Origin of the sequence: Rhizobium sp. BK602 (genome assembly GCF_014195095.1) — a bacterium.
Classification (GTDB): domain Bacteria; phylum Pseudomonadota; class Alphaproteobacteria; order Rhizobiales; family Rhizobiaceae; genus Rhizobium.
Genome location: NZ_JACIBC010000014.1, coordinates 15,155 through 40,332, shown reverse-complemented (window position 1 = coordinate 40,332; position 25,178 = coordinate 15,155). Strand labels below are relative to the sequence as shown.

Annotated in this window: 27 protein-coding genes and 1 other RNA gene; 10 read left to right on the top strand and 18 right to left on the bottom strand. The window is 63.1% G+C overall.

The window, feature by feature from the left end; genetic code table 11:
* Positions 1-31: 31 nt before the first annotated feature.
* The 6 genes from FHX11_RS29270 to FHX11_RS29245 form a co-directional block, all read right to left on the bottom strand.
* Complete coding sequence (locus FHX11_RS29270) at positions 32-721, bottom strand: RNA-binding protein (RefSeq protein WP_184364779.1); 690 nt, start codon at positions 719-721, stop codon at positions 32-34.
* The gene (nusA, locus tag FHX11_RS29265; RefSeq protein WP_184364777.1) at positions 718-2,322 is read right to left on the bottom strand and encodes a transcription termination factor NusA; all 1,605 of its coding nucleotides are present in this window, start codon (positions 2,320-2,322) and stop codon (positions 718-720) included. Before nusA ends, FHX11_RS29270 begins: the two co-directional genes overlap by 4 nt.
* A gap of 62 nt (positions 2,323-2,384) precedes the next feature.
* On the bottom strand, positions 2,385-2,990 hold the full coding sequence (gene rimP / locus FHX11_RS29260; RefSeq protein ID WP_184364775.1) for a ribosome maturation factor RimP: 606 nt from the start codon (positions 2,988-2,990) through the stop codon (positions 2,385-2,387).
* Positions 2,991-3,149: 159 nt separating this feature from the next.
* A complete protein-coding gene (locus tag FHX11_RS29255) occupies positions 3,150-4,433 on the bottom strand; it encodes a lytic murein transglycosylase (RefSeq protein ID WP_246781199.1) in 1,284 nt (427 codons plus the stop codon).
* Between the two features lie 235 nt (positions 4,434-4,668).
* The gene (recR, locus tag FHX11_RS29250; RefSeq protein ID WP_184364773.1) at positions 4,669-5,274 is read right to left on the bottom strand and encodes a recombination mediator RecR; all 606 of its coding nucleotides are present in this window, start codon (positions 5,272-5,274) and stop codon (positions 4,669-4,671) included.
* Positions 5,275-5,428: 154 nt separating this feature from the next.
* Positions 5,429-5,965 (bottom strand): alpha/beta hydrolase, encoded by a 537-nt coding sequence (locus tag FHX11_RS29245; RefSeq protein ID WP_184364771.1) that lies wholly within the window; start codon positions 5,963-5,965, stop codon positions 5,429-5,431.
* 110 nt (positions 5,966-6,075) lie between these two features.
* Here FHX11_RS29245 and FHX11_RS29240 point away from each other — a divergent pair, with 110 nt between their 5' ends.
* Positions 6,076-6,552: an Lrp/AsnC family transcriptional regulator gene (locus FHX11_RS29240; protein ID WP_184364768.1), complete on the top strand. Its 477-nt coding sequence runs from the start codon at positions 6,076-6,078 to the stop codon at positions 6,550-6,552.
* A gap of 21 nt (positions 6,553-6,573) precedes the next feature.
* On the opposite strand, the gene FHX11_RS29235 is transcribed toward FHX11_RS29240, so the two are convergent.
* From FHX11_RS29235 to ffs, 3 genes are all read right to left on the bottom strand, one after another.
* Positions 6,574-6,897, bottom strand: coding sequence for a YbaB/EbfC family nucleoid-associated protein (locus FHX11_RS29235; RefSeq protein ID WP_184364766.1), 324 nt, complete (start codon positions 6,895-6,897; stop codon positions 6,574-6,576).
* A gap of 107 nt (positions 6,898-7,004) precedes the next feature.
* Complete coding sequence (locus tag FHX11_RS29230) at positions 7,005-8,876, bottom strand: DNA polymerase III subunit gamma/tau (protein ID WP_184364764.1); 1,872 nt, start codon at positions 8,874-8,876, stop codon at positions 7,005-7,007.
* Between the two features lie 47 nt (positions 8,877-8,923).
* Positions 8,924-9,020, bottom strand: an RNA gene (ffs, locus tag FHX11_RS29225) — signal recognition particle sRNA small type.
* Between the two features lie 93 nt (positions 9,021-9,113).
* Between ffs and FHX11_RS29220 the strand changes: the two genes are divergently transcribed.
* From FHX11_RS29220 to FHX11_RS29200, 5 genes are all read left to right on the top strand, one after another.
* Positions 9,114-9,524: an HIT family protein gene (locus FHX11_RS29220; RefSeq protein ID WP_184364762.1), complete on the top strand. Its 411-nt coding sequence runs from the start codon at positions 9,114-9,116 to the stop codon at positions 9,522-9,524.
* Positions 9,521-10,480, top strand: coding sequence for an NAD(+) diphosphatase (gene nudC, locus FHX11_RS29215; RefSeq protein ID WP_184364760.1), 960 nt, complete (start codon positions 9,521-9,523; stop codon positions 10,478-10,480). Before FHX11_RS29220 ends, nudC begins: the two co-directional genes overlap by 4 nt.
* A gap of 13 nt (positions 10,481-10,493) precedes the next feature.
* Positions 10,494-11,180 (top strand): YafY family protein, encoded by a 687-nt coding sequence (locus FHX11_RS29210; protein ID WP_184364758.1) that lies wholly within the window; start codon positions 10,494-10,496, stop codon positions 11,178-11,180.
* 80 nt (positions 11,181-11,260) lie between these two features.
* The gene (locus FHX11_RS29205; protein WP_184364881.1) at positions 11,261-11,491 is read left to right on the top strand and encodes a hypothetical protein; all 231 of its coding nucleotides are present in this window, start codon (positions 11,261-11,263) and stop codon (positions 11,489-11,491) included.
* A 116-nt stretch (positions 11,492-11,607) separates the two neighbouring features.
* A complete protein-coding gene (locus FHX11_RS29200) occupies positions 11,608-11,976 on the top strand; it encodes a VOC family protein (protein ID WP_184364756.1) in 369 nt (122 codons plus the stop codon).
* A gap of 190 nt (positions 11,977-12,166) precedes the next feature.
* Here the strand turns inward: FHX11_RS29200 and FHX11_RS29195 are convergent, their stop codons facing one another.
* Together FHX11_RS29195 and FHX11_RS29190 are read right to left on the bottom strand one after the other, a co-directional pair.
* A complete protein-coding gene (locus FHX11_RS29195; protein ID WP_184364754.1) occupies positions 12,167-13,021 on the bottom strand; it encodes a prephenate dehydratase in 855 nt (284 codons plus the stop codon).
* Positions 13,022-13,044: 23 nt separating this feature from the next.
* The gene (locus tag FHX11_RS29190) at positions 13,045-13,800 is read right to left on the bottom strand and encodes a 3-deoxy-manno-octulosonate cytidylyltransferase (protein ID WP_184364751.1); all 756 of its coding nucleotides are present in this window, start codon (positions 13,798-13,800) and stop codon (positions 13,045-13,047) included.
* A gap of 151 nt (positions 13,801-13,951) precedes the next feature.
* Here FHX11_RS29190 and FHX11_RS29185 point away from each other — a divergent pair, with 151 nt between their 5' ends.
* Positions 13,952-14,533 carry a cytochrome c family protein gene (locus FHX11_RS29185; protein ID WP_184364749.1) on the top strand — a complete coding sequence of 194 codons (582 nt, stop codon included), beginning with the start codon at positions 13,952-13,954 and terminating at the stop codon, positions 14,531-14,533.
* 121 nt (positions 14,534-14,654) lie between these two features.
* Here the strand turns inward: FHX11_RS29185 and FHX11_RS29180 are convergent, their stop codons facing one another.
* Both FHX11_RS29180 and FHX11_RS29175 read right to left on the bottom strand, forming a co-directional pair.
* Positions 14,655-15,815 carry a patatin-like phospholipase family protein gene (locus FHX11_RS29180; RefSeq protein WP_184364747.1) on the bottom strand — a complete coding sequence of 387 codons (1,161 nt, stop codon included), beginning with the start codon at positions 15,813-15,815 and terminating at the stop codon, positions 14,655-14,657.
* 141 nt (positions 15,816-15,956) lie between these two features.
* Complete coding sequence (locus tag FHX11_RS29175; RefSeq protein ID WP_184364746.1) at positions 15,957-16,901, bottom strand: AEC family transporter; 945 nt, start codon at positions 16,899-16,901, stop codon at positions 15,957-15,959.
* Between the two features lie 406 nt (positions 16,902-17,307).
* On the opposite strand from FHX11_RS29175, the gene FHX11_RS29170 reads away from it, so the two are divergent.
* A complete protein-coding gene (locus FHX11_RS29170; RefSeq protein WP_184364744.1) occupies positions 17,308-18,300 on the top strand; it encodes an adenosine kinase in 993 nt (330 codons plus the stop codon).
* Between the two features lie 87 nt (positions 18,301-18,387).
* On the opposite strand, the gene FHX11_RS29165 is transcribed toward FHX11_RS29170, so the two are convergent.
* Positions 18,388-18,927 (bottom strand): SH3 domain-containing protein, encoded by a 540-nt coding sequence (locus FHX11_RS29165; RefSeq protein WP_184364742.1) that lies wholly within the window; start codon positions 18,925-18,927, stop codon positions 18,388-18,390.
* A 189-nt stretch (positions 18,928-19,116) separates the two neighbouring features.
* Here FHX11_RS29165 and FHX11_RS29160 point away from each other — a divergent pair, with 189 nt between their 5' ends.
* A complete protein-coding gene (locus FHX11_RS29160) occupies positions 19,117-20,118 on the top strand; it encodes a D-glycerate dehydrogenase (RefSeq protein ID WP_184364740.1) in 1,002 nt (333 codons plus the stop codon).
* A 109-nt stretch (positions 20,119-20,227) separates the two neighbouring features.
* Positions 20,228-21,040, top strand: coding sequence for a class I SAM-dependent methyltransferase (locus tag FHX11_RS29155; RefSeq protein ID WP_184364873.1), 813 nt, complete (start codon positions 20,228-20,230; stop codon positions 21,038-21,040).
* Here the strand turns inward: FHX11_RS29155 and FHX11_RS29150 are convergent.
* From FHX11_RS29150 to dnaJ, 4 genes are all read right to left on the bottom strand, one after another.
* A complete protein-coding gene (locus FHX11_RS29150) occupies positions 21,037-21,507 on the bottom strand; it encodes a GNAT family N-acetyltransferase (RefSeq protein WP_184364871.1) in 471 nt (156 codons plus the stop codon). The genes FHX11_RS29155 and FHX11_RS29150 overlap by 4 nt on opposite strands.
* Positions 21,508-21,512: 5 nt before the next feature.
* Positions 21,513-22,283 carry a molybdopterin-synthase adenylyltransferase MoeB gene (locus tag FHX11_RS29145; RefSeq protein ID WP_184364738.1) on the bottom strand — a complete coding sequence of 257 codons (771 nt, stop codon included), beginning with the start codon at positions 22,281-22,283 and terminating at the stop codon, positions 21,513-21,515.
* A 37-nt stretch (positions 22,284-22,320) separates the two neighbouring features.
* A complete protein-coding gene (recF, locus tag FHX11_RS29140; RefSeq protein ID WP_184364736.1) occupies positions 22,321-23,448 on the bottom strand; it encodes a DNA replication/repair protein RecF in 1,128 nt (375 codons plus the stop codon).
* Between the two features lie 504 nt (positions 23,449-23,952).
* Positions 23,953-25,098, bottom strand: a complete 1,146-nt coding sequence (dnaJ, locus tag FHX11_RS29135; protein WP_184364734.1) for a molecular chaperone DnaJ — start codon at positions 25,096-25,098, stop codon at positions 23,953-23,955.
* Positions 25,099-25,178 lie beyond the last annotated feature (80 nt).

Here is a 25,178-nt window from a genome sequence, read left to right as displayed (position 1 = left end):
ATGAGGCGTCCGGCATTGGCCGGTGACCGCGTCATTGTTTTCGCCGGCCAGCGCCGCCCGTTGCCCGGGACTGACCGCCGTTGCGGTACCGTTCGAGCAGGTTTGCGCGCTTCACTACACCTTCACCCGCCCGCCCCGCAAGCGCTGCGGCATGGATAAAAGCGTTCTGGCCCATCTGTTCTTCCATTTCCGCCTCCGTGAAGACACGGAATGACGGTATTTCCTTTTCGGTCTCCATGCCGAGATGCCAGGCCTTTCGCGCCTGGTCGATCTTGCGGACGCCATCGGCGGCGGCATCGATCGCGTGGAACACGGCAAGCGCCGAACCGTTGCGAACGGCACCGTCCACTTTCGACGAGCCATTGACGAACTGGCCCGCCTTGCGCGCCATGTGCATCATCCCGGCAAGCTGCGCCACGAGAAGACGATCGACGATGGCGCCGAGATCGCTCGGTGCCGTCACCTCCGCCTTCAGGGCGCGGGCAAACAATTTCTTCGCCACCGCCTTGTCCACCAGCGCCCGGTCGAGCTTGACCCAGCAGCCGCGTCCCGGCAGTTGCCGCTTCAGATCGGGGACGATGGTCCCGTCCGGAGCGGCGACGAAGCGGATCAGCTCGTCCGGCGATCCGCTTTCGCGTGTTACGATGCACATGCGGCCGTTGACGGCACCCCCGAGATCATCGTCTTCGGAGGGTGCCTGCGGCCCTTCGGCGCTCGTCATGCGTCTTGCTCGGTCTCATCCTCCGACGCCTCTTCGGCTTCGGCGGCAAGATCGGCTTCGGTGATCCAGCCGGCCAGCAGGCGAGCCTGCACGACCATCTGTTCAGCTTCGACGCGCGACACTTCGAGCTTGGAGAACAGGCCTTCGAATTTCTTCGTCTCGCCGTTCTTGCGCTCGCTCCAGCCAACGAGATCATCGGCGGCGCAGCCGGCGAAGTCCTCGATCGTCTTGATGCCGTCCTCGCCGAGCGCAACCATCATCTGCGCGGTCATGCCGTTGATCTCACGCAGTTCGTCGGCAACGCCGAGCGCCTTGCGCTTCTCGTCCATTTCGGCTTCCAGGCGCGCCAGATATTCGCGGGCGCGCTCCTGGATTTCCTGGGCGGTCTCTTCGTCGAAACCGTCGATGGAAGCGATTTCGTCGAGATCGACATAGGCCAGTTCCTCGACGGCGGCAAAGCCTTCGGAGGCCAGAACCTGACCGACCATCTCGTCGACGTCGAGCGCTTCCATGAACAGGTTGGTGCGCTCGTTGAATTCCTTCTGGCGGCGCTCCGATTCCTCGGCTTCCGTCATGATGTCGATGTCCCAGCCGGTCAGCTGCGAGGCGAGGCGGACATTCTGGCCGCGGCGGCCGATGGCCAGCGACAGCTGTTCGTCCGGAACCACGACTTCGATGCGCTCGGCGTCCTCGTCGAGAACGACCTTGGCGACTTCCGCCGGCTGCAGCGCGTTGACGACGAAGTTCGCCGGCTCGTTGGACCAGGGAATGATGTCGATCTTTTCGCCCTGCAGCTCGCCGACGACGGCCTGGACGCGCGAACCGCGCATACCGACGCAGGCGCCGACCGGGTCGATCGACGAATCGTTCGAGATGACGGCGATCTTGGCGCGCGAGCCGGGATCGCGGGCAACCGACTTCACCTGGATGATGCCGTCATAGATCTCGGGTACTTCCATGGTGAAGAGCTTGACCATGAACTGCGGATGCGTGCGCGACAGGAAGATCTGCGGACCGCGCTGCTCGCGGCGGACGTCGTAGACATAGGCGCGGACGCGGTCGCCGTAACGGAAGTTTTCGCGCGGGATCATCTCGTCGCGGCGAATGATGCCTTCGCCACGGCCGAGGTCGACGATGACGTTGCCGTATTCGACGCGCTTGACCGTGCCGTTGACGATTTCGCCGACGCGATCCTTGAATTCGTCGAACTGACGGTCACGCTCGGCTTCGCGCACCTTCTGCACGATGACCTGCTTGGCCGACTGTGCGGCGATGCGGCCGAAATCCATCGGCGGCAGCGGATCGGCGATGAAGTCGCCGAGGGCTGCGTCCGGATTGCGGTCGCGGGCGAGTTCCAGCGGGATCTGCGTGGAATAGTCCTCGGCCTTCTCGACGACTTCGAGCAGGCGCTGCAGGCGGATCTCGCCGGTCTTCGGATTGATGTCGGCGCGGATGTTCGACTCCGTGCCGTAACGGGAGCGCGCGGCCTTCTGGATCGCGTCCGCCATTGCGGCAAGCACGATCTCGCGGTCGATGACCTTTTCGCGGGCCACAGCATCTGCGATCTGCAGAAGTTCGAGCCGGTTCGCACTGACTGCCATTGTCTTTAGTCTCCGTCTTCCTGCCTCGGGGTTCCCGTCCCGTTAGGCGGTTCGTTGATCGGTTATTCTTCGTCGTCCGCTTCGTTCTGGTTCGCAGCCTCGGCCTTGGCCTGCTTGTCGGCGCGCAACGCATCGCGGATGAGATCGTCCGTCAGGATCAGCTTGGCTTCGGCCAGCGTGCTGAACGGAATGGTTACCTTCGGCTCCTCGCCGTAAGCGACCTGGTCGCGTTCGATCGTGAAGCCATCGTCGTTGACCTCGGCGATCTTGCCGCGGAAGCGCTTGCGGTTGTCAACCAGGATCGAGGTCTCGCACTTGACGAGATGGCCGATCCAGCGCTGGAAATCGGACTTGCGCACCATCGGGCGGTCGATACCCGGCGAAGATACTTCCAGATGATACGCCTTATCGATCGGATCTTCCACATCCAGCACCGGCGAAATCGCGGTGGAGACCTCTTCGCAACCCTCGACATCCATCGTGCCGTCGTTGCGTTCGGTCATGACCTGCAATGTCAGGCCGTTCTGGTTCATGAGGCGCACGCGCACCAGGCGGAAGCCCATGCCGACGAGGACCGGCTCGATGATGGCGGCGACGCGCTGGTCAAGGCCAGTCTCGACGATCAGCCTGGGTTCATTGGCATTGTTTGCGTTTGTCTCTTCCGACAAGCGTTCACTCCTGCATTGTCATGCATTTGGAGATCGAGCTAATAAAAAAGAGCGGGTCCTTGCGGCCCACTCTTCATCAGACGATCAAGAATTTGATGCGGATATAAGCCCGTTCCCGGCAAATTGCAAGCTGTTCGCGCCGAAACCCGGCCGTGCCGCCTATTTCAGCACGCCGAGCATCGAGCTTTCGGGATAGCAGGTGGGCTTCAGGCCGCTCTTTTCCTGCCACTGGCCGATCGAGCGCCGTGTCTTGTAGCCCGGCAGGCCATCGGTGCCGCCGACATCGTAGCCCTTCCGCTCCAGCGTCTTCTGCATGCCGGCGACATCCGAGCGCAGCATCTTGCCGACATCGCCCCATTGGCCCTGGAAGGCGCCGGCGCCATAGGCGATCCGATCGGCGAGATTGCCGATATAAAGGCCGTAGAGGTCGGAATTATTGTATTCCTTGATGACGTAGAAGTTCGGCGTGACGATGAATTCCGGCCCGTCGCGGCCGGCCGGCACCAGCATCATGCCGCCGGCGCCCAGTTCGTCGGAGGGAAATGCCTTGCCGGAGATCCTGGCGATGCCGAGCGACGCCCATTGCGAGATCGGCTTGGCGAGATCCGGCCCTTCCTGGGCGCAGGAGACATTGGCCGGGATCGTTACTTCGTAACCCCAGCCGCGGCCGCGCTGCCAGCCCTTCTGCACCAGATAGTTGGCGATGGAAGCGAGCGTGTCCGGCACAGACGTCCAGATGTTGCGATGCCCGTCGCCGTCGAAATCGACGGCATATTTCAGGTAGCTGGTCGGCATGAATTGCGGCTGGCCGAGCGCGCCGGCCCAGGAGCCCATGAACTGGTCGGGTGTGACGTCGCCATGGTCGAGAATGCGCAGGCCCGCAATGAGCTCGGTGCGGAACATCTCCTTGCGGGTCGACATGAAGGCCTTGGTCGCCAGCACCTGCACCGCCGAATTCGGCAGCTTGGCCGCGCCGAAACCGGTCTCGCGGCCCCAGATGGCGAGCAGGATCGGGCCGGGCACGCCATAGGCCTTCTCGATCCGCTTCAGTGCCGGGCCATATTGTGTGGCAAAGCTACGCCCCGTCGTCGCCAATCTCTGCAGCCGCCCCTCGTCGAAATAGGGAGCGGGCGAGGAGAATTCCGCCTGTGTCTGCTTCTGCTCCTTCGGCTTCGGAAAACCGGGCGGCGCGAGATCCGGCAGGCTCCAGTTCAGGGTGACCCCGGCGAAGGCGGCGCGAAAGGTCTTTTCGGAAATGCCGTCCTTCTTGGCTTCCGGCCACAGGTCTTTCTGGATCCAAGTCTGGAATTGCGCTTCGACGTCGGCCTTGGAGGCGGCGAAAGCGGGCAGAGGGAGGAGGGTGAGGAGGAGGATGCAGATTAGGGAAAGGAAATGTCGAGTTTGCCGAGCCTCCCGAACCCCTCTCTGTCGCTTTCGCGACATCTCCCCCGCAAGGGGGGAGATTGTCGGGAGTTTGCCGCACCTTTCACCAACCCGATATGCTTCAGTCTCTGAGGAGACAATCTCAATTTGAGGTCTGTTGGTGCTGCGGGTTACTGATCTCTCCCCTTGTGGGGGAGATGCCCGAAAGGGCAGAGGGAGGTTACGAGAAGCATTGGCGACGAGCGCCTTGAGCGTGAGCGAAAGGCAATGTCTTCGCACCAATCCATTTCCTCCTTCAAATCGCCGTCCGTGCCCGAAGCGCCGCCGTCAGCGTGCCCTCGTCGAGATAGTCGAGTTCGCCGCCGACGGGCACGCCGTGCGCCAATCGAGTGATCTTCACCTCCAGGCCGGCGAGCTGGTCGGTTATATAGTGTGCTGTGGTTTGCCCCTCGACGGTGGCGTTGACGGCGATGATGATCTCGCGAATGCCGCCTTCGCCGACGCGTTCGATCAGGCCGCGAATGTTGAGATCGTCGGGGCCGACGCCGTCGAGCGGCGAGAGCACGCCGCCGAGCACATGATAGGCGGCATTCATCGCGCCGGCACGCTCCAGCGCCCAGAGGTCGGCGACATCCTCGACGACGATGATGACGCCCTGGTCGCGGCGGTCGTCGGTGCAGACGGTGCAGGGATCGACGGTATCGACATTGCCGCAGCGCGAGCAGACCTTCACCTTGTCATAGGCCTCGCCCATCGCATGGGACAGCGGGCCGAGGAGCTGATCCTTCTTCTTGATCAGATGCAGCGCGGCACGCCGCGCCGAGCGCGGGCCGAGCCCCGGCACCTTCGCCAGAAGCTGGATCAGTTTTTCGATTTCGGGACCGGTGACTCGCTTTGCCATGGGAGGCTTTTAGCCGATAAGCTGACGGAACGGAATCACGCAGGAAGGATCGGCCGATGAAAATTCCAGTCTTTTATCCTGGCGCTGCTCAGCGGACTGCGCAAGAAGAGGGATTGGACCGGCGCCGGTAAACATACGGGTCGCATGGCCTTCTTCAATCGAGCCCGGCCGTGAAACGCCGGAAAAGAGCCTGGCCCTCCGGCCAGCCGCCAAGCCCCGAGGCGGCATTGATGTGGCCGAGCGGACCAACATCGGCGAGTTCGCTGCCCCAGACGGAAGCGCTTTCCTTGGCATAGCCGAACGGCCCATAGGGATCGTCGGTGCTGGCGACGAGGAGCGACGGAAACGGCAGCCTTCGGCGTGGCGGATTGGCGAAGCTCGGAGCTTCGCTCAGATAGATATCGCCGCTGGGATCGGGCACGGCAACGAGGAAAGCGCCAAGGATTTTCGTTTTCGCGGAAGCCGCCCAATGCGCGATGAACTGGCAGGCAAGGCTATGGGCGACAAGGATCGGCGGCGTCTTCGAGCGACTGATCTCCTGGTCGAGCGCCGCGATCCAATCTGTCAATTCCGGCCTGTCCCAGCTCGACGGCTGGAACCGGCGCATGCGCGGGTCCTGGCGTTCCCACAGCGTCTGCCAATGGCCGTCGCCGGAGCCGCCGAGGCCCGGCAATATGATGATGTCGCGCATTCTGTCCTCTCTCGTTGTTTCGACGGAGAGAAGCTGACATGCCGCCTTATCGATTGACATTGCACTTCATCGGATAAAACTGCTGTCAGCCGATGAATTGAAGGTGACGAATGGATAGTATCGAAAGAGGGCTTGATCCGACGGATCTGTCGATCATCGAGATCCTGCAGCAGGATGGAAGGATCTCGGTTTCCGAGCTCGGCCGCCGGGTCGGCCTGTCGCAGCCGGCGGCCTCCGAACGGCTGAAGCGGCTGGAAGAGCGCGGCATCATTGCCGGCTATCGCGCCGTCGTCGATCCCAATGCTGTCGGCCTCGGCATGATGGCGGTGATCCGGCTCAGGACGACGCATGAGCATATCCGTCCCTACCTGAAGCAGTTCTCGGAGATGCCGGAGATCATCGAGGTCCTCAGGCTGACGGGTGAGGATTGCTTTCTGCTGAAGGTCCTTGTGCCCTCACCATCAGACCTTGAAACCATCGTCGATTCCATCGCACGGCACGGCGCCGTGACGACATCGCTGGTGCTGCGCAACGAGCCGGCGAAACCGATCGGCCGCGAATTGATCCGCAAGGCGACGGCGCGCTGACCTTCGTCGGATGCGTCTTCCTCAGAACGGCATCTTGAAGCCGGGCGGGATCGGCAGTCCGGCGGTCAGTTCGCGGGTTTTTTCGGCGGTGATCGCCTCGGCCTTGTCCTGGGCGTCCTTGTTGGCGGCGACGATCAGGTCCTCGAGGATTTCGACGTCGTCTTCCTTGAACAGCGACGGATCGATCTTGAGGCCGAGCATCAGGCCCTTGCCGTTGACGGTCACGGTGACGAGGCCGCCGCCGGCCTTGCCTTCGACGCGGATGTCGGCGATCTCCGCCTGCATCTTCTCCATCTTGGCCTGCATTTCCTTCACTTTGCCCATCATGCCCATGATGTCGCGCATCGTTGCTCGTCCTTCTTCCCGTGTCTTTCGTTAGGATTTAGTACAATATCATTCGAAAGCCACCCAGCAGATTTTACTGGGCGGCTCTTCGGTTCGCCATCGTATCCTTAGAATTCGATGTCATCACCCGGCAGGATATCGCCGTCGACGGATTCGGCCGTTGCCGGAGCGGCGGTCTGTTCTTCTTCAAGTGCTTCGGGTTCTTTGACCGTGACGTAAACCTTGGAGCCCGGGAAGCGCGCAACGATTGCCGCGATATCGGGATCTTGCAGTGCATCCTGCACTAGTTGCTTTTTGATGTTCGCCTCGGCCTCCACCAGCGTCGGCTCGCCTTCGTCGCGGCTGAGGCTGACGATCCAGTGAATGCCGGTCCATTCCTTCAGTTTGACGGCAAGCTCGTTCAGGAGCGTTCCCGGTGCCCCCGGTGTCAGGCTGACGTCGAGCCGGCCGGGCTCCAGCCGCACCGGGCGCACGAAGCTGCGCACCATCGCCTTCAGTTTCGGATCGCGCTTCTGGCTGGCGAGTTCGGCGATGTCGGCCATCGAATTGACCGGAACCAGCGGTTTCGGCGCCTCGGCCGGCTTCTGCTCGATGCGGCCGACCGGAGGAGCATCGGCTTGCGTGTTCGGAACCGAGCGCAGCATGGCGACGGGTGCCGCCGGCGTTGGCCGGGGAGCGGGGGTCTCGACCGCCCGCGCCATGACGTTGCCCTGATAGGAGACGGGGGCTCCGCCGCCATTGCCGTTCGGCGAAGCGGGCACGGGACGCGCGCCGCCATTGCCGTCGGAAAATTCGGCGAGCCTGCGCGCCGCGTCTTCCGGTGCCGGCAGATGCGCGGCGTGCGCCAGCCGGATCAGCACCATTTCGGCAGCACCGGCGGTGCGCGCCGCGCTTTCCGTCTCGGGGATGCCCTTCAGCAGCATCTGCCAGATGCGCGACAGCGCGGTCACTGCCACGCTCTGCGCGAATTCGCTCGCCTTGCCGCGCTCGATTTCGCTCAGCGACGGATCGTCGGCGGCGTCGGGCACATATTTCAGGCGGGTGACGAGATGGGTGAAATCGGCGAGGTCGGTCAGCACGACCACGGGATTGGCGCCGGCCTCGTATTGGCTGTTGAATTCGGCCAGAGCGGCTGCGACATCGCCCTTGATGATGTGATGGAAGAGATCGACGATGCGGGCGCGGTCGGCAAGGCCCAGCATCGAGCGTACGGCATCGGCCGCGACCACGCCGCTGCCATGGGCGATCGCCTGGTCGAGCAGCGACAGGCCGTCACGGGCCGAGCCCTCGGCGGCGCGGGCGATCATGGCGAGCGCTTCCGGCTCCGCCTCGATGCCTTCCTTGGCCGAAATGGTGGTGAACAGCCCGACGAGATCCGACGCGCTGATGCGGCGCAGATCGAAGCGCTGGCAGCGTGACAGCACGGTGATCGGCACCTTGCGGATTTCGGTGGTGGCGAAGATGAACTTCACATGCTCCGGTGGCTCTTCCAGTGTCTTCAGCAGCCCGTTGAAGGCGGCCGTCGACAGCATGTGCACTTCGTCGATGATATAGACCTTGTAGCGCGCCGAAACCGGGCGGTAGCGCACCTGCTCGATGATCTCGCGAATATCGTCGATGCCGGTATGGGAGGCGGCGTCCATCTCGATGACGTCGACATGCCGGCCTTCCATGATCGCCTGGCAATGCTCGCCGGGTTCACGCAGGTCGATTGTGGGACGATCGGTCTCGGCGGTCTTGTAATTGAGCGCGCGCGCCAGGATGCGGGCCGTCGTCGTCTTGCCGACGCCACGCACGCCGGTCAGCATATAGGCCTGGGCGATGCGGCCGGTCTCGAACGCGTTGGTTAGCGTGCGGACCATCGGCTCCTGGCCGACCATCAGGTCGGTGAAATCCTTGGGACGGTATTTGCGGGCCAGCACCCGGTAACCGGTGCCGGTCGAAGCGGCATCTTTTGCTTGTCGCTCGGTGTCGCTCATGGCCCTGCTTATTGCCCGCAGAAAGCCGGGCCTTGCTTTCAAAAAGGGTGGGAGGCTGGCACGATGACCCGTGCCGGGCTCGTTGGGGCTGCTTCCTTCCGGACCTGACCCGGTTGGCGAGTGGCTCGTCCACCACCAACCTCCCGGAGGCACATATCGGCAATATCGTCATCAAAAGCAAGCCAAGGTCAAAAAAAACTGCTAAACATTTGATAAAACACTCTGGAGGACCACCCATTGAAGGAATTTACGCTCGACGAACGTCTGGCGAATGACAGCGTTTCCGTGACGATCACCGGCCTTTGCGACGTGCGCCTGTCGAAGGACAGCCGCTGGCCATGGCTGGTTCTGGTGCCCCGCCGGCCCGGCATCTCGGAAATATTCGAGTTGACACCGCTCGACCAGGTCTTGCTGACCTTCGAGACCAACAAGGTCGCCGATGCCCTGAAGACGGTGACCGGCGCGACAAAAATCAACATCGGGGCTCTTGGAAATATCGTCCGTCAGCTTCATGTTCATGTCATTGCACGGTTCGAGGGGGACGCGAACTGGCCCGGCCCGATCTGGGGCCACGGCAAGGCCGAACCCTATACGGACGAAGACATGAACGACTTCATAGCCAAGCTGCGGGACACGCTGTCACAATGACCTATTCGATCTTCTCTTCCGATGCGCCCCACCCGGAACCCAGCAGCCTCACGGCCTTTGCGGAAAACCAGCTCAACCGGGACGCCGAGCATCGCGACGAGGAGTCGATCCAGCGCGCCCTCTCCAAGGACGGCACGCATATCCTCGCCTTTGCCAGGGACCGGCTGGTTCTGAAACATGACGGGCAGGTGCTCGATCCGCTGTTTGCCCGCTACGAGCTGCAGGAGCTCGATCCCGATTGGGAGGCGGCCGTGCTGCTCGGCTACCGCAAGACCGGCGAGCCGCGGCTGGCCGTGCCGGTACGCATCAATGCCGACGAGCTTGCCAGCCATTACAAGCCGGCCGACATGCGCTCGCTCTGGCGCGAGTTCCTGCTGGAAGGCGAGATCCTCGGCGAGGCGGCGCAGGGCATGAGCCTCCTGCGCTGGAACGGCGACAACCGCTTCTGCGGCCGCTGCGGTTCGGTGATGGAAAGCCGCATCGGCGGCTACAAGCGGGTCTGCACCGCCTGCGAACACATGATCTTCCCGCGCACCGATCCTGTCGTCATCATGCTGACGGTCGACGAGGAGCGGAATCGCTGCCTGCTCGGCCGCAGCCATCATTTCGCGCCGGGCATGTATTCCTGTCTCGCCGGCTTCGTCGAGCCGGGCGAAACCATCGAAAATGCCGTGCGCCGCGAAACCTTCGAGGAGTCCGGCATCCATACCGGCCGCGTGCGCTATCATGCGTCGCAGCCCTGGCCGATGCCGCATTCGCTGATGATCGGCTGCTATGCCGAGGCGAAATCGACGGACATCCATATCGACGCCACCGAGCTCGACGACTGCCGCTGGTTCACGCCGGAAGAGACGCTCGAGATGCTCGACCGCGTCTCGGCCTCCGGCAATACCTCTCCGCCCAAGGGCGCCATCGCCCATCGCCTGATGCGCGACTGGGTGGAGTGGAAGCGATAGGCTTCTTTCCGTCATGGCGCGCTCGGAACGCTTGCTGGCCCTGCTGCAGACGCTGAGGCGCTATCGTCGTCCGGTCAGCGGTGCCGTTCTGGCCGAGGAAACCGGCGTCAGCCTGCGCACGCTCTATCGCGACATCGCCAGCCTTCAGTCGCAGGGTGCCATGATCGAGGGCGAGCCCGGCATCGGCTACGTGCTGAAGCCCGGCTTCATGCTGCCGCCGATGATGTTTTCCCAGGATGAGATCGAGGCGCTGGTGCTCGGCTCCCGCTGGGTGGCGCGCGCAACCGATTCGCGGCTGGCGGCGGCCGGTGCCGATGCGCTCGCCAAGATCGCCGCCGTCCTGCCGGCCGATATGCGCGAGGCGATCGATCAGGCCGCCGTGGTCGTTGCGACGCGGCGCGTGACCGAAGACAAGGCCGACCTCTCCCTGATGCGCAAGGCGATCCATGGCGAACGCATGGTGCAATTGACCTATGGCGACGTCAACGGCGCCATTTCCACCCGGCGGATCTGGCCTTTCGCGCTCGGCTATTTCGACAATGCGCGAATCGTCATGGCATGGTGCGAACTGCGTCAGGATTTTCGCCATTTCCGCGCCGATCGCATCATCGATTTCGCCGTGCTGGAGGCCCGCTACCCGCGCCGTCGCGTGACGCTTGCCAGGGAATGGCATGCGCGCGAGGGCATGCGTCACGATTGATCGATCGGCGATAGGCTGCTGCCAGAAACTGTCAGTATGAGGGGCTATGATCCGTTCCATTCCAACAAGGAGGAGCGTTCATGGAAAGCCCCGTTCTCGTCGCCAAGAAGGACAGGCATGGTTCCGCGGCCGATGTCTACGGCCTGCCCTTCGCGCAGCTTGGGCTGCAGCGTCTCGCTGAGATCGTGCTTCAGTCTTTCGGCCGCCGCCATCCGCGTCTGGATCTCGACGAATCATCCGACTTCCTGAAGCGCGATCTCGGTTTTCTCGACGGTCGCACGCCCTATCGCGAGGACGAGCGCTTCCGATAGCGCAGATAGAAGCATCGCAAACATTCACCGATCACCTCGCCCGCAAGACCTGTCATGGCTTTCCGGGAGCGGGAAAGCATTGCCTTCATATCTCCAAAACCAAGAGGAATATCCCGATGACCAGCCCCAATCTCATCATCTTCTACGTCAAGGACCCCGCCGAGAGCATCCCGTTCTACCGCGATCTGCTCGGCCGCGAACCGGCCGTCGCCGCCCCGAATTTCGCAGCTTTTCCCCTCGACAACGGCTTTACGCTCGGCCTCTGGCGTCGCAGCAGCGTCGAGCCGCAGCCCTCCGCCATCGGCAATCGCGGCGAACTCGCCTTCATGGTCGAGGGCGAAGGGGCGGTGGCGGAGCATTATAAGGATTGGAGGGCCCGCGGCCTGCCGGTCGCCCAGGAACTGACGACGCTGGATTTCGGCCCGACCTTTGTCGTGCTCGACCCGGATGGCCATCGGTTGAGGGTCTGTGAGCCGGATAAGTAAATGGCAGGGTATGTGGCTTTGCCCCTCACCCTAGCCCACCCCCCCCGCAAGCGGGGAGAGGGGGCAACCTTTATATCCGCGTCTAGCTCGTTGGCTGGATGGAAGGCTGTGGGTGCGTCTATCCCCTTCTCCCCGCTTGCGGGGAGAAGGTGGCCGATAGGCCGGATGAGGGGCTTTCGAACTGTGACCCTTAGAGCTGCCCGCGCAGCGGATGCCCCTTGTAGACGCCGAGGATGCGGACCTTCTCGGAGAAGAACCGCAGTTCCTCCAGCGCATGCCGCACATTCTCGTCGTCCGGATGGCCTTCGATGTCGGCGTAGAATTGCGTCGCTACAAAACGGCCGTCGAGCTGGTAGCTTTCCAGCTTCGTCATGTTGATGCCGTTGGTGGCGAAGCCGCCGAGCGCCTTGTAGAGGGCCGCCGGAATGTTGCGGACGTTGAAGACGAAGGTCGTGACGATCTTTTCCTCCGGCGAGCTGCGCTCAGCCCAGCTTTCGTCGCGCGACAATATGACGAAGCGCGTCACGTTGTTCTCGGTATCCTCGACATTTTCGGCGATGATATCGAGCTTGTAGAGATCGGCCGCCAGCCGCGGCGCCAGTGCCGCCATGCTACGGTCGCCGGTTTCCTGCACCAGCTTGGCCGCCCCCGCCGTGTCGCCGGCGATGACCGGCTTCCAGCCATTGGCGCGCACGATCTTGCGGCATTGGCCGAGTGCGTGGATATGGCTGTGCACCGTGCGGATTTCTTCCTTCTTCACGCCCGGCAGCACCATGAGCTGGAAGCGGATCGGCATGAAATATTCGCCGACGATATGCAGGTGCGATTCCGGCAGCATGTGGTGGATGTCGGCGACACGGCCGGCGATCGTGTTCTCGATCGGGATCATGCCGAGATCGGCCTCGCCATTGTCGACGGCGCTGAAGGCATCCTCGAAGGTCTGGCACGGCAGCGGCTCCATGGTCGGGAACATGTCGCGGCTGGCCATGTCAGAATTGGCGCCATAGTCGCCCTGGAAGGAGATCTTGTTGGTCTTGATGGTCATGGGGCTGCCTTTGAGGGGGGATGTCAGCGAGAGGCGCCGGAAAGGATGCGTCGGGCCTTTTCGAGGTCGGCGGCAGTATCGACACCGAGCGGGATCGTGTCAACGATCTCGACATCGATGCGCATGCCGGCTTCCAGCGCCCTGAGCTGCTCCAGCGATTCGCGCAGTTCCAGCGGCGAGGGGCCGAGGCTGACGAACCTCTCCAGCGCCGCGCGGCGATAGGTGTAGAGGCCGATATGATGATAGAGCGGGCCTTTGCCGTAGGGCGCGGTGGCGCGGGTGAAATAGAGCGCCCGCAGGCGGCTGTCGGAAACAGCCGAGCCGACGACCTTGACGACGCTCGGCAGGGTCTTTTCTTCCTCGTCCTTGATCTCGACGGTCAAAGTCCCGATGTCGACGGCAGGGTTGTCGAGCGGACGCAGGGCCGCATGTATGGTCTTCGGATCGATGGTCGGCAGGTCGCCCTGGACATTGACGATGAACTCGACCCGTCCATCAGGGTCGACGGCCTGCAGCGCCTCGTGGATGCGATCGGAGCCGGATTGATGATCCCCGCGGGTCATCACCACCTCGAAGCCGGCATTGGCGACGGCGGCATAGGTATCCTGATGATCGACGGCGACGACGATGCGACCGATCGCCGCCTCGCGCGCGCGCTTGGCAACCTGTACGATCATGGGCAGGCCGCAAATATCGGCGAGCGGCTTGCCCGGCAGGCGGGTGGAGGCCATCCGGGCCGGAATGAGTACCAGCGTCTTGTCTAAGTTGGAATCTGTCATCGTTGGGCCTTCTATTCTCGCCGTAAAAGTGTCAAAAGGTCTCATGGTGGAGACCGTTTACAGAGTTGCAAGAAACAGCCAAAAGACATAGGTTTCGCGCGAATTCAAGATGGGCCGGCAGTCGCTGCCGGAGGCGAGGGGAGCATAGCAGATGAATTCATCCTACGTGAACATGGGTGTCGGGGCACTTCTGGCCACGCTTTTCGTGCTGAAGTCCGTGTCGCTCGCGTCAGGATATATTTTCCATTCGGAGACGCCGGAAAAGCCCGGTTTCGAAATCGTCGCCGCTGAGGAGCCGGCCGCCGGTGCCGGCGGCAAGGCCGCCGAGGCGAAGGAAACGCCGATCGCGCAATTGCTGCAGACCGCCGATGCCAAGGCCGGCGAAGCGATCTTCAAGAAGTGTCAGGCCTGTCATTCCGGAGAGAAGGGCGGGCCGAACAAGGTCGGCCCGGATCTCTGGGGTCTCGTCGACCGTCCGGTTGCCGAGCATGAGGGCTTCGCCTATTCGGCCGCGATCAAGGATTTTTCCAAGGGCGGCTCGGAGAAGTGGACTTACGACCACATCTATCACTTCGTAGCGGCGCCGAAGAAATTCATCCCCGGAACGGCCATGGGCTTTGCCGGCCTGCCGAAGGAAAAGGATCGCGCCGACCTGATCGCCTATCTGCGCACGCTGGCCGATACGCCGGTGCCGCTGCCCGATCCGAACGCAGCACCCGCAGCGACGAACTGAGCCTGCTTTCAGCGGAGGTTTACCGGAACCCGGCCTTTCGGCCGGGTTTTTCGTGCCAAGAGTCCTGATGCAGTTCCGGACGGGAAACCGCCGCGCACTTTTGCTGGAATTGCTCCCTGGGTCAGCTCGAATGCCGGCGCGACCGCGTTCTCTGGTCGAGATCATAGACCTTCAGCCCGTCCTCGGCGCTCGGCGGCACCCGCCAGTCCTCGGCGTTCAGCGCCTTGCGGGCATCGTGCCGGCCGGCTTCCCAGTGCTCGTGCATCGACAGTGCCGAAAATTCGTAATCCTTGGAATGCGAGCGGAACTGCTTGTTGCGGTAGATCAGGTGGATGATGGTGACGCTGTATTCGGAGCAATGGTCCCGGAGTTTCTGGATGGCGGGGTCCGCCTTCGCCTCGTCCGGCAGCCGGGCATAGAGTTCCGCGATGCTGCGCCGCAGACGGTGGCGCTCGAGGAAGAGATCGGTGTTGAGCCGGGTACGGCTGGAATAGGTGATATCCTTGCGCCGCTCTTCCACCTCTTCGAGATCCTGCGGCAGCGGGCCGACGGCGCTGAAGAGGTCGACCTGGAAGACCACCGTGTCGATCGCCGCACCGTTTCGGAGCACATAGGTCAGCGGCGTGTTCGAGACCAGGCCACCGTCCCAGTAATATTCATTGCCGATCTTGATCGCCGGAAAGCCCGGCGGCAGGGCGCCGCTTGCCATGACATGCTCGGGGCCGATCTCGATATCGTGATTGTCGAAGAAGGCGAAATTGCCGGTGCGGACATTGACGGCGCCGAGGCTGAGGCGGACGGGGCCGTGATTGATGCGATCGAAATCGACATGGTCGAGCAAGGTCTGGCGCAGCTGCCCGGTGTCGTAGATGCTGGTGGCGCCGGCCGACCCGCGCGCCTGGAACCAGCTGGGGATCTGCCAGGGCGAAAAGAAGCCGGGCACGCCGAAGGCCGAGACCCACCAGCTGCTGACCGTGCGGTAGAAAGGATTGGTTTCGCGCCGCTTCTCCATCAGGAGATCGACCGGCATCTGCACGCTCACCTTGTTCCAGAAGGAGCGCAGCTTCTCCAGCCGCTCGCCCGGCACGTTGCCGGCCATGATCGCGGCGTTGATGGCGCCGATCGAGATGCCGGCGATCCAGTCCGGCTCGATATTATGCTCTCTCAGCGCTTCGAAGGCGCCGGCCTGATAGGAGCCGAGCGCGCCGCCGCCCTGGAGCACGAAGACTTTCTGCGCATAGGCCGAAGCGGGATTGGTGGCGAGGGGAGCTGCAATATTCATGGTTCCATCCTTTGCTGCGCTCCATCCTTAACGGCGGCTATGCGCAAATATATGACCATTTTCCTGCCTGCTTCTCCAAAAGGGTGGAGATAGAGTATCGCGGTCTTTGCCGGCCCTGGCTCACCCAAAGTGGGCTGTCTTCTAGCCGAGCAGATAGGCCCAGACCGACACAGAGAAGGCGCCGAGCGCCGTCGTCAGCGTGATCGTCGATGCGGCGAGACTGTGACCGACGCCGAAGCGATTGGCAATCAGCCAGGCATTCACGCCGGTCGGGACGGCGGCGGTCAGCACGAGGGCCGCTCGCCATTGCGGATTGAGGCCGAGGAGATAGCCGGCCGCCAGCACGCAGGCGGGCAGCAGCACCAGTTTGAAGGCCGCAGTGACGCTGGCGATGCCGAGATTGCCGGAAACGCCGTATTGCCTGAGCGCCATGCCGAGTGAAATCAGCGCCGCCGGGCCGGCAATATTGGCGATGTTGTCGACCACGGTTCCGAGCGTTGCCGGCAGCGGAATGCCGGCCAGATGCACGACAAGTCCGCACAGGAGGCCGATGACCAGAGGATTGCGGATGAGATTCCTGCCGACCTGCGTCAGCAGTTCGCCCATGCTGCGGCCGGCGCCGCCGTTTTCCCGGCGCTCGGCCTGCTCCATCAGCAGCGTGCCGGCGATCATCATGGTCGGCAGGTGCACGGCGATCAGGATCGACATCGCCATGATGCCCTCCGGCCCGACCGTGCGCCCCACCAGCGGCAGGCCGATGAAGATGGTATTGGCAAAGGCGGAGGAGACGCCGGCGAGCACGCCGATGCGCGCATCCCGTCCGAACAGCCGCGTCGCGGCCAGATGTCCAGCCGTCCAGGTGACGGCGACACCCGCGAAATAGGCAATCCACAGCCGGAACGGCGAGGTCCCGCGAAAATCCGCTTCCGCGATGGTCCGGAACAGCAGCAGCGGCACGGCGATCTTGAAGACGAATTCGCTCATCGCCTCGCCGACGCTGGCCGTCAATACGCCGGTGCGAACGATCACCCAGCCAACGAGAATCAGCAGGAAGACCGGCAGGACATCGGAAAAGATTTCGGACATGCCACGCGTGGAGTGTGAGGGGCGGGAGAAGCGAACTGACCCGCAAGTTGTACCAGCTTGACGTATCGTGGAAAGCTGAAAAGCGGAGAAGCGCAAAAAAAGCGGGCTCGGCCCGCTTTTCCGCTTCCGGTCCCGCCGGAATCCTCCCGGTGCACAGGCCGCCAGTTCATCCGTGGTCGGCGCGCGTACCGGTGAGGCGGAAGGTATCATACCTTCCGAGACTGACCGTGAATGCCGTATCGACGTTCTCCGCCAGTCGCTTGATAAGCATTTACAGATGGAAAGTGACAGGCAAATGACTGATCGGGATTTAGTTGCTGACAGGGGCGCGGATTTTTCTTTCAAACTTCCGAAAAACCGATAATACCGATTACCGGCTATCACCAATACTGGGACCTCCTTATCGATGACTCGTTTCGATGTACTGACCGTTGGCAATGCTATCGTCGACATTATCGCGCGCTGCGATGATCAGTTCCTGATCGACAACAAAATCACCAAGGCCGCCATGAACCTCATCGATGCCGAGCGGGCGGAGCTGCTCTATTCGCGCATGGGGCCGGCGCTCGAAGCGTCCGGCGGCAGCGCTGGAAACACGGCCGCGGGCGTGGCGAATTTCGGCGGCAAGGCCGCCTATTTCGGCAAGGTCGCCGAAGATCAGCTCGGTGAGATCTTCGCCCACGACATCCGCGCCCAGGGCGTCCATTACGAAACCAAGCCGAAGGGCAAGTTTCCGCCGACGGCGCGCTCGATGATCTTCGTCACCGAGGACGGCGAGCGCTCGATGAACACCTATCTCGGCGCCTGCGTCGAACTCGGGCCGGAAGATGTCGAGCCCGATGTCGTCGCCGAGTCCAAGGTCACCTATTTCGAGGGCTATCTCTGGGACCCGCCGCGCGCCAAGGAAGCGATCCGCGACTGCGCGCGTATCGCCCATGCCCATGGCCGGGAAATGTCGATGACGCTGTCCGACAGCTTCTGCGTCGGCCGCTATCGTGACGAATTCCTCGATCTGATGCGTTCAGGCACGGTCGATATCGTCTTCGCCAATCGCGACGAGGCCCTGTCGCTGTACGAGACCGACGATTTCGACAAGGCGCTGGATCTGATATCAGCCGATTGCAAGATCGCCGCCGTGACGACAGGCAAGGACGGCGCCGTCATCGTGCGCGGCAACGAACGCCATGTCGTCGACGCCCATCCGATCGAGGAGCGTGTCGATACCACAGGCGCCGGCGATCTCTTCGCCGCCGGTTTCCTCTTCGGCTATACCCAGGGCCGCAGTCTCGAAGATTGCGCCAAGCTCGGCAACCTCGCCGCCGCAATCGTCATCGAGCAGATCGGGCCGCGGCCGATGAAGTCGCTGTCGGAAGCCGCCAGGGAATTCGGGCTTCTCTAAAGATCTGTTCGTGCTTGCAATCGAATCGAAACCGCCCGCAACAGATCGTCGCGGGCGGTTTTTTGTCGGGCTGCAGGGGGCTATCGCTTACTTGAAGGCTTCGCCCGGATAGGCGCCCCAGATCTCGGATTGCGCGACCCAGCCTTCGGTGCCGTCGGCGGTCGCCAGGCACCAGTCGCCGGTGCATTCGCGGATGTTCATCATCACGCCCGGCTGGAGCTTGGCGATGACGGTGCCGGACGGTTGGGCATCGCGGCGCATATTGACGAAGACCGCCTTGCCCTTGCCCTTCATCCACGGTGCCGCCAGCGCCGAGCGCTGGCCGGAGAGCAGCGACTGGTTGACCCAGCCTTCGGTGCCGTCGGCGTCGCGCACCCGGCGCCAATTATCGTATTCCTGGATGATCTCGACTGGCAGGCCCTGCTTGAGGTAAAGCCACGAGACGGCATAGTCCGCGCTCGGGCCGACGCGCAGGTTGACGCGCTTCGATTTCAGCGTGACGAAGCGCGGCAGCGGCAGGCCGCTCGGCCCCTTCGCGGCCTGGGCCGCGGCAAGGTCGGCGGTGGCGCCGGCCATCATCAGGCCGATCGCGAAAACAGCGCAGGACTTGAGTACTTTGCCACGCATGGGATTCCCGTTCGCTCATCATGATCAAGGCGCCGTCTGGCTGCCTTTCGCTCCGACCATCGGCAAATCCTGAGATCGCGCCCGCGAGTTTTGTTTGTCTTCGCCTGCGGGTCTGGTAGAAATGCCCGGAACGGGAAAATTATCCTGCTTCTTGGTTAAGAACATCTGAACAAGGCATCCCCGGCCGCCATGACGACGAAGAAAAAACCGAAGGTCTACGTCACGCGCAAACTGCCAGATGCGGTGGAAACCCGCATGCGCGAGCTCTTCGATGCCGAACTGAATATTGACGACAGGCCGCGCACGCAGGCGGAGCTGATCGACGCGGTGCGGACGGTCGATGTGCTGGTGCCGACCGTCACCGACCGCATCGATGCCGCGCTGATCGAGGAGGCCGGGCCGCAGATGAAGCTGATCGCCAGCTTCTCCAACGGCACCGACCATATCGACGTCGAGGCCGCCGCCCGCCGGGGCATCACCGTCACCAACACGCCGAACGTGCTGACCGAGGACACCGCCGACATGACCATGGCGCTGATCCTCGCGGTGCCGCGCCGTCTTGCCGAGGGTGCGCGCGTGCTGACCGACAAGCCCGGCGAATGGGCCGGCTGGTCGCCCACCTGGATGCTCGGCCGCCGCATTCACGGCAAGCGCATCGGCATTGTCGGCATGGGCCGCATCGGCACCGCCGTCGCCCGCCGCGCCAAGGCGTTCGGCCTGTCGATCCACTATCACAACCGCAAGCGCGTCAGCGCGACAACGGAAGACGAGCTGGAGGCGACCTATTGGGACAGCCTCGACCAGATGCTGGCGCGCGTCGATATCGTCTCCGTCAATTGCCCGTCGACACCCGCGACCTTCCATCTGATCTCGGCGCGGCGCCTGGCACTGCTGCAACCGACCAGCTATATCGTCAACACGGCGCGCGGCGACGTCATCGACGAGACGGCGCTGATCAAGATCCTGCGCGAGGGCAGGATCGCCGGTGCTGGCCTCGACGTCTTCGAAAACGAGCCGGCCGTCAATCCGAAGCTGGTGAAGCTCGCCAATGAGGGCAAGGTGGTGCTGTTGCCGCATATGAGCTCGGCCACCCTAGAAAGCCGCATCGACATGGGCGACAAGGTCATCATCAACATCCGCACCTTCATCGACGGTCATCGCCCGCCGAACCGGGTCTTGCCGTTCCGCTGAGCCGGGCCGCGGCTGCGTCCGTCGTCGGATATTTCCAGGTCGAAAACGACCGAAGCGTAAAATCATGTGCTATACTTGCGGCCTGTCAAACGGATGACGGGTGATGACGATGCTGGAAACCGACAAGGTGTTCGCCGGCTCGATTCCGGAAAACTACGACCGCTACATGGTGCCGTTGATTTTCGAGCCGTTTGCCGCGGATCTTGCGCAACGAGCAGCCTCCCTGGCACCAGGCGCCGTGTTGGAAATCGCCGCGGGCACCGGGGTCGTCACCCGTGCCTTGGCGCCGAAACTGGCGCCCGAAACACGCTATGTCGTCACCGACCTCAACCAGCCGATGCTCGACTATGCGGCGACGCGACAGGCTGCCGACAGCCGCATCCAATGGCGCCAGGCGGATGCTTTGGCCCTGCCGTTCGAAGATGCCGCCTTCGATCTCGCCTTCTGTCAGTTCGGCGCGATGTTCTTTCCCGACCGCGTGCTGGCCTATCGCGAAGCAAAGCGGGTCCTGAAGCCCGGAGGACATTTTCTGTTCAACGTGTGGGATCGCATCGGGGAGAATATATTCGCGGACGATGTGACGAATGCGCTCGCCGAGATCTTTCCCGACGATCCGCCGCGCTTTCTGGCACGCACGCCGCACGGCTATCACGACACGGACCTCATCCGCCGCGAGCTGGAGGAGGCAGGCTTCTCCCATGTGACGATCGAAACGAGAGCCGAACAAAGCCGCGCATCCTCGCCATACATTCCAGCGATCGCCTATTGTCAGGGAACGCTTCTGCGCAACGAAATCGAGACCAGGGAAGCGGGAAAACTGCAAGCGGCGACCGACCACGCCGCATCCGCGATTGCAGAAAGACATGGCAACGGCGCGGTTGCCGCCAAAATTCAGGCGCATGTCATCATGGCCGCAGCCTAGATCAGAGCCTTGCGCATCTCGATCGACGTGGTGCGGTCGAAGCCGGCATGGCGGTTCTCGGCGGTCTTGCGGAAGCCCCAGGCGGCGAAGGTGGCATGATTGCCGGTCAGCTCGATCCGTGTTTCCAGCCGCAATGTGCCAAGACCACGCTCTCGCGCGGTTTCCTCGGCGAGTGCCAGCAGGCGCTTGCCGATCCCCTTGCCCTGCGCAGCCGGCAGGACGGCCAGCTTGCCGACATAGAGGCTTTCCGGCTCCGGGCGGCAGAACACGCAGCCGGCTAATCGATGTTCGTCCAGCGCGGCAAAGCCGATTTCGATCCTTGCCTTTTCCCTGAGCGATTGCGGCGTCAGCGACAGGGCCGAGGAGGGCGGATCGATCAGTCCGTCCATATAGGCGAAGGAGGCGAGGATGAGCGCGAGCAGTTCGTCCCAGCGCTCGAAGCGCTCATCAAGGCGTTGCAGGGTGATTTCGCTCATTCGGCGGCGGCTTTGGCGCGTTTGCGGCGGTAGCGGATGGTGTCGAAACGGGCGGCGAGCCCGTCATAGAGCAGCAGCCGGCCGATCAGCGGTTCACCGATGCCGGTGATCAGCTTGATCGCCTCCATCGCCATCAGCGTGCCGATGACGCCGGTCAGCGCGCCGATGATACCGGTCTCGGCGCAGGCGGGAACGAGCCCCTCGGGCGGGCGCGTCGGGAAGAGGTCGCGATAGCCGGGATTCGCCGTGCCGTCCGCATTGGTCTCATAGGGTTTCAGCGTCGTCACCGATCCGTCGAAACGGCCGACCGCGCCGGTCACCAGCGGCAGGCGGGCGAGCTCCGCCGCATCGGCGGCGGCATAGCGGGTGTCGAAGTTATCGGAGCCGTCGACGACGAGGTTGAAGCCCGCGAGGTGCCGTGCTGCGGTCTCCGTCGAAAACCGTTCCTCGAAGCGAATCACGCGCACATGCGGGTTGAGCCTGGCGATGGCATCGGCTGCACTTTGCGTCTTCAGATCGCCGATGGTGCCGGTGTCATGAATCACCTGCCGCTGCAGATTGGAGAGCGAAACCCGGTCGTCATCGGCAATGCCGATCGTGCCGATGCCGGCTGCGGCGAGATATTGCAGCACCGGCGCGCCGAGCCCGCCGGCGCCAATCACCAGAACGCGCGCCGCCTTCAATTTCTGCTGGCCCGCGCCGCCCACTTCGGGAAGCAGGATGTGACGCTGATAACGGGCGATTTCGTCTGGGGTCAAAGGGTCCATGGCGATGATTGTATCATGCTCCGCGGAAAATGCGCCGCTACGATTTCGTAATGCCGCCATGCGCGACGGTGAAGAATTGCGCCCGTTCGCCGAGTGCGGAGAACATTGCCTTGTCGGTGCCGGTCATGAAGGCCTGGCCGCCGAGCGTGTCGATCAGGTCGAAGAGGGCGGCGCGTCGGCCTTCGTCGAGATGCGCGGCGATTTCGTCGAGCAGAAGGATGGGCGCATGGCCCGTGAGATTGCCGACGAGGCGAGCATGGGCGAGGATGAGGCCGACCAGCAGCGCCTTCTGCTCGCCCGTCGAGCAGCGCTCCGCTTCCATGTCCTTCTCGCGATGGCGCACCAGGAGATCCGCGCGGTGCGGTCCGTCCAGCGTGCGCCCGGCGGCCGCGTCGCGATAGCGGCCTTCGCGCAGCATGGCGGCGTAGGTATCCTCGAGATCGACGGCCGGCCGGTCGAATTGTCCGTCGAGAAAGCCGGATAGTTCGAGCGCCGCCGAGGGAAAGGGCGTCGCCTCGCGCGTCTCGGCGATCAGCCGCGACAGAAGGCCGAGCATTTCCTGCCGTGCCAGCGCCATGGCGATGCCGAGGCTTGCCATCTGTTCCTCGATTCCGGCGAGCCAGGACGGATCGAATCGGCCCTCCGAAAGCAATTTGTTGCGGCTGCGCATGGCGCGCTCGAAATCGCTGGCGCGGCGGCCATGCGCCGGATCGAGCGACAGCACCAGCCGGTCGAGGAAGCGGCGGCGCTCGGAGGAGCCGCCGGTAAACAGCCCATCCATGGCCGGCGTCAGCCAAAGCACCCGCAGATGGTCGGTCAGTTCGTCGACGGTCTTGGCCGGCGTGCCGTTGATCCTGAGCTTGCGCGCCGTCGTCTCGTCGGTGGCATCGACGCCGGTACCGATCTCGACGCTGTCTTCCATGCCCTCAAGCTCGGCGAAGATCGAAAAGCCGTTGGGCGCCCCGACACGGACGACATCCGCATAGGCCGCCCGCCGCAGACCGCGCCCTGGTGACAGGAAGGAGACCGCCTCCATCAGATTGGTCTTGCCGGCGCCGTTGTCGCCGGTCAGCACCACATGCCGCTCGTCAAGCGTAAGCGCCGCCGCCGCATAATTGCGGAAGTCGGTCAGCTTCAGTCGCGAGATGAAAACCTTGTGTGGCATCGGACATCCGGATTCTGAAAGCATGTCGCGCAAAAGTGTGCAGCGGTTTTGCGAGAACGACATGCGCAACATCAAAGACCTAAAGCGCATAAAGCGAATCTGAAAGATCGCGACGCGCTTTAATCGATGGGCGAGGGGTATGCCGAAGCAGGGCTCAGCGCAAGGATATTGGGAAAAATCGGGGCCGCCTCGATGCTTCGAGGCCCTGTCGCGTTGCGCCAAGGCACCTCGGCATGAGTGGGAGAGCTTGCCGCAGTTCCTTGATGGCAATGAAACGGCGGCGTCCGTGGCCACCCTCGTCCTTCGACGGGCTCAGGATGAGGGTGGAGTGAACTGCAGGCCCGCGGTGGAATGTGACGCTGCAGGCCGGATGAGAGGATGAGCCCTCACGCTGAGGAGGCCCGCAGGGCCGTCTCGAAGCACGAGGGCGGGTGATTCGCCCATCAAAACAAAAAACCGGCCGAATCACCGGCCGGTTTTTGCAAAAGCGATGTGATTCGCCACTCAGTCGCTGAACGTGTCGAAGAAATCCTTCATGCGGGCAAAGAAGCCCGTCGATTCGGGATTGTTGTCCTTCGAGGAGATCTGTTCGAATTCCTGCAGCAATTCGCGCTGGCGCTTGGTCAGCTTCTGCGGCGTTTCGATCTGGATCTGGATATAGAGATCGCCGACCTGGCTCGAGCGCAGCACCGGCATGCCCTTGCCCTTCAGGCGGAACTGCTTGCCGACCTGCGTGCCTTCGGGAACGGTGACGCGCGATTTCGTGCCGTCGAGGGTGGCAACGTCGAAGGTGCCGCCGAGGGCGGCCGTCGTCATCGAGATCGGCACGGCGCAATAGAGATCGGCGCCGTCGCGCTGGAAGAATTCATGCGGCTTGACGGACAGGAAGATGTAGAGATCGCCCGACGGTCCGCCGCGCAGGCCGGCTTCGCCTTCGCCCTGCAGGCGGATGCGCGTACCGTCCTCGATGCCCGAGGGAATGTTGACCGAGAGCGAACGCTCCTCGGTGATGCGGCCCTGGCCATGGCATTTGCCGCAGGGGTCGGGAATGATCTGGCCGCGGCCGTGGCACGTCGGACAGGTGCGTTCGACCGAGAAGAAACCCTGAGCGGCGCGCACCCGGCCCGAACCCTGGCAGGTGCCGCAGGTCTTCGGCTGCGTGCCCGGCTTGGCGCCGGATCCGGAGCAGACGTCGCAGGTGATCGAGGTCGGCACGCGGATCTGCGCTGTCTTGCCGGCAAAGGCTTCCTCGAGCGAGATTTCCATATTGTAGCGAAGATCGGCGCCGCGTTCGCGACCGCCGGAGGAGCGAGCGCGTCCGCGTCCGCCGCCCATCATCTCGCCGAAAATATCTTCGAAAATATCGGAGAAACCGCCGCCGCCAAAGCCGCCGCCGCCGAAACCACCGCCGCCCATGCCACCATGCTCGAAGGCGGCGTGGCCGTAACGGTCATAGGCGGCCCGCTTCTGCGGGTCCTTGAGCGTCTCGTAGGCCTCGTTGATTTCCTTGAACTTGCGCTCGGCGTCCTTGTCGTCCGGGTTCTTGTCCGGATGAAATTGCATTGCCAGCTTGCGAAAAGCGCTCTTGAGCTCCTTTTCATCCGCCGTTCTGGCGACACCCAGCGTGTCGTAAAAATCCGCTTTTGCCATTAACGATAAGACCCCGGAAATGGATTTCCGGCTGCCAGAAGGCAGCCGGAGCTAAGTTTCCGCAAAACCATCAAGGTTCG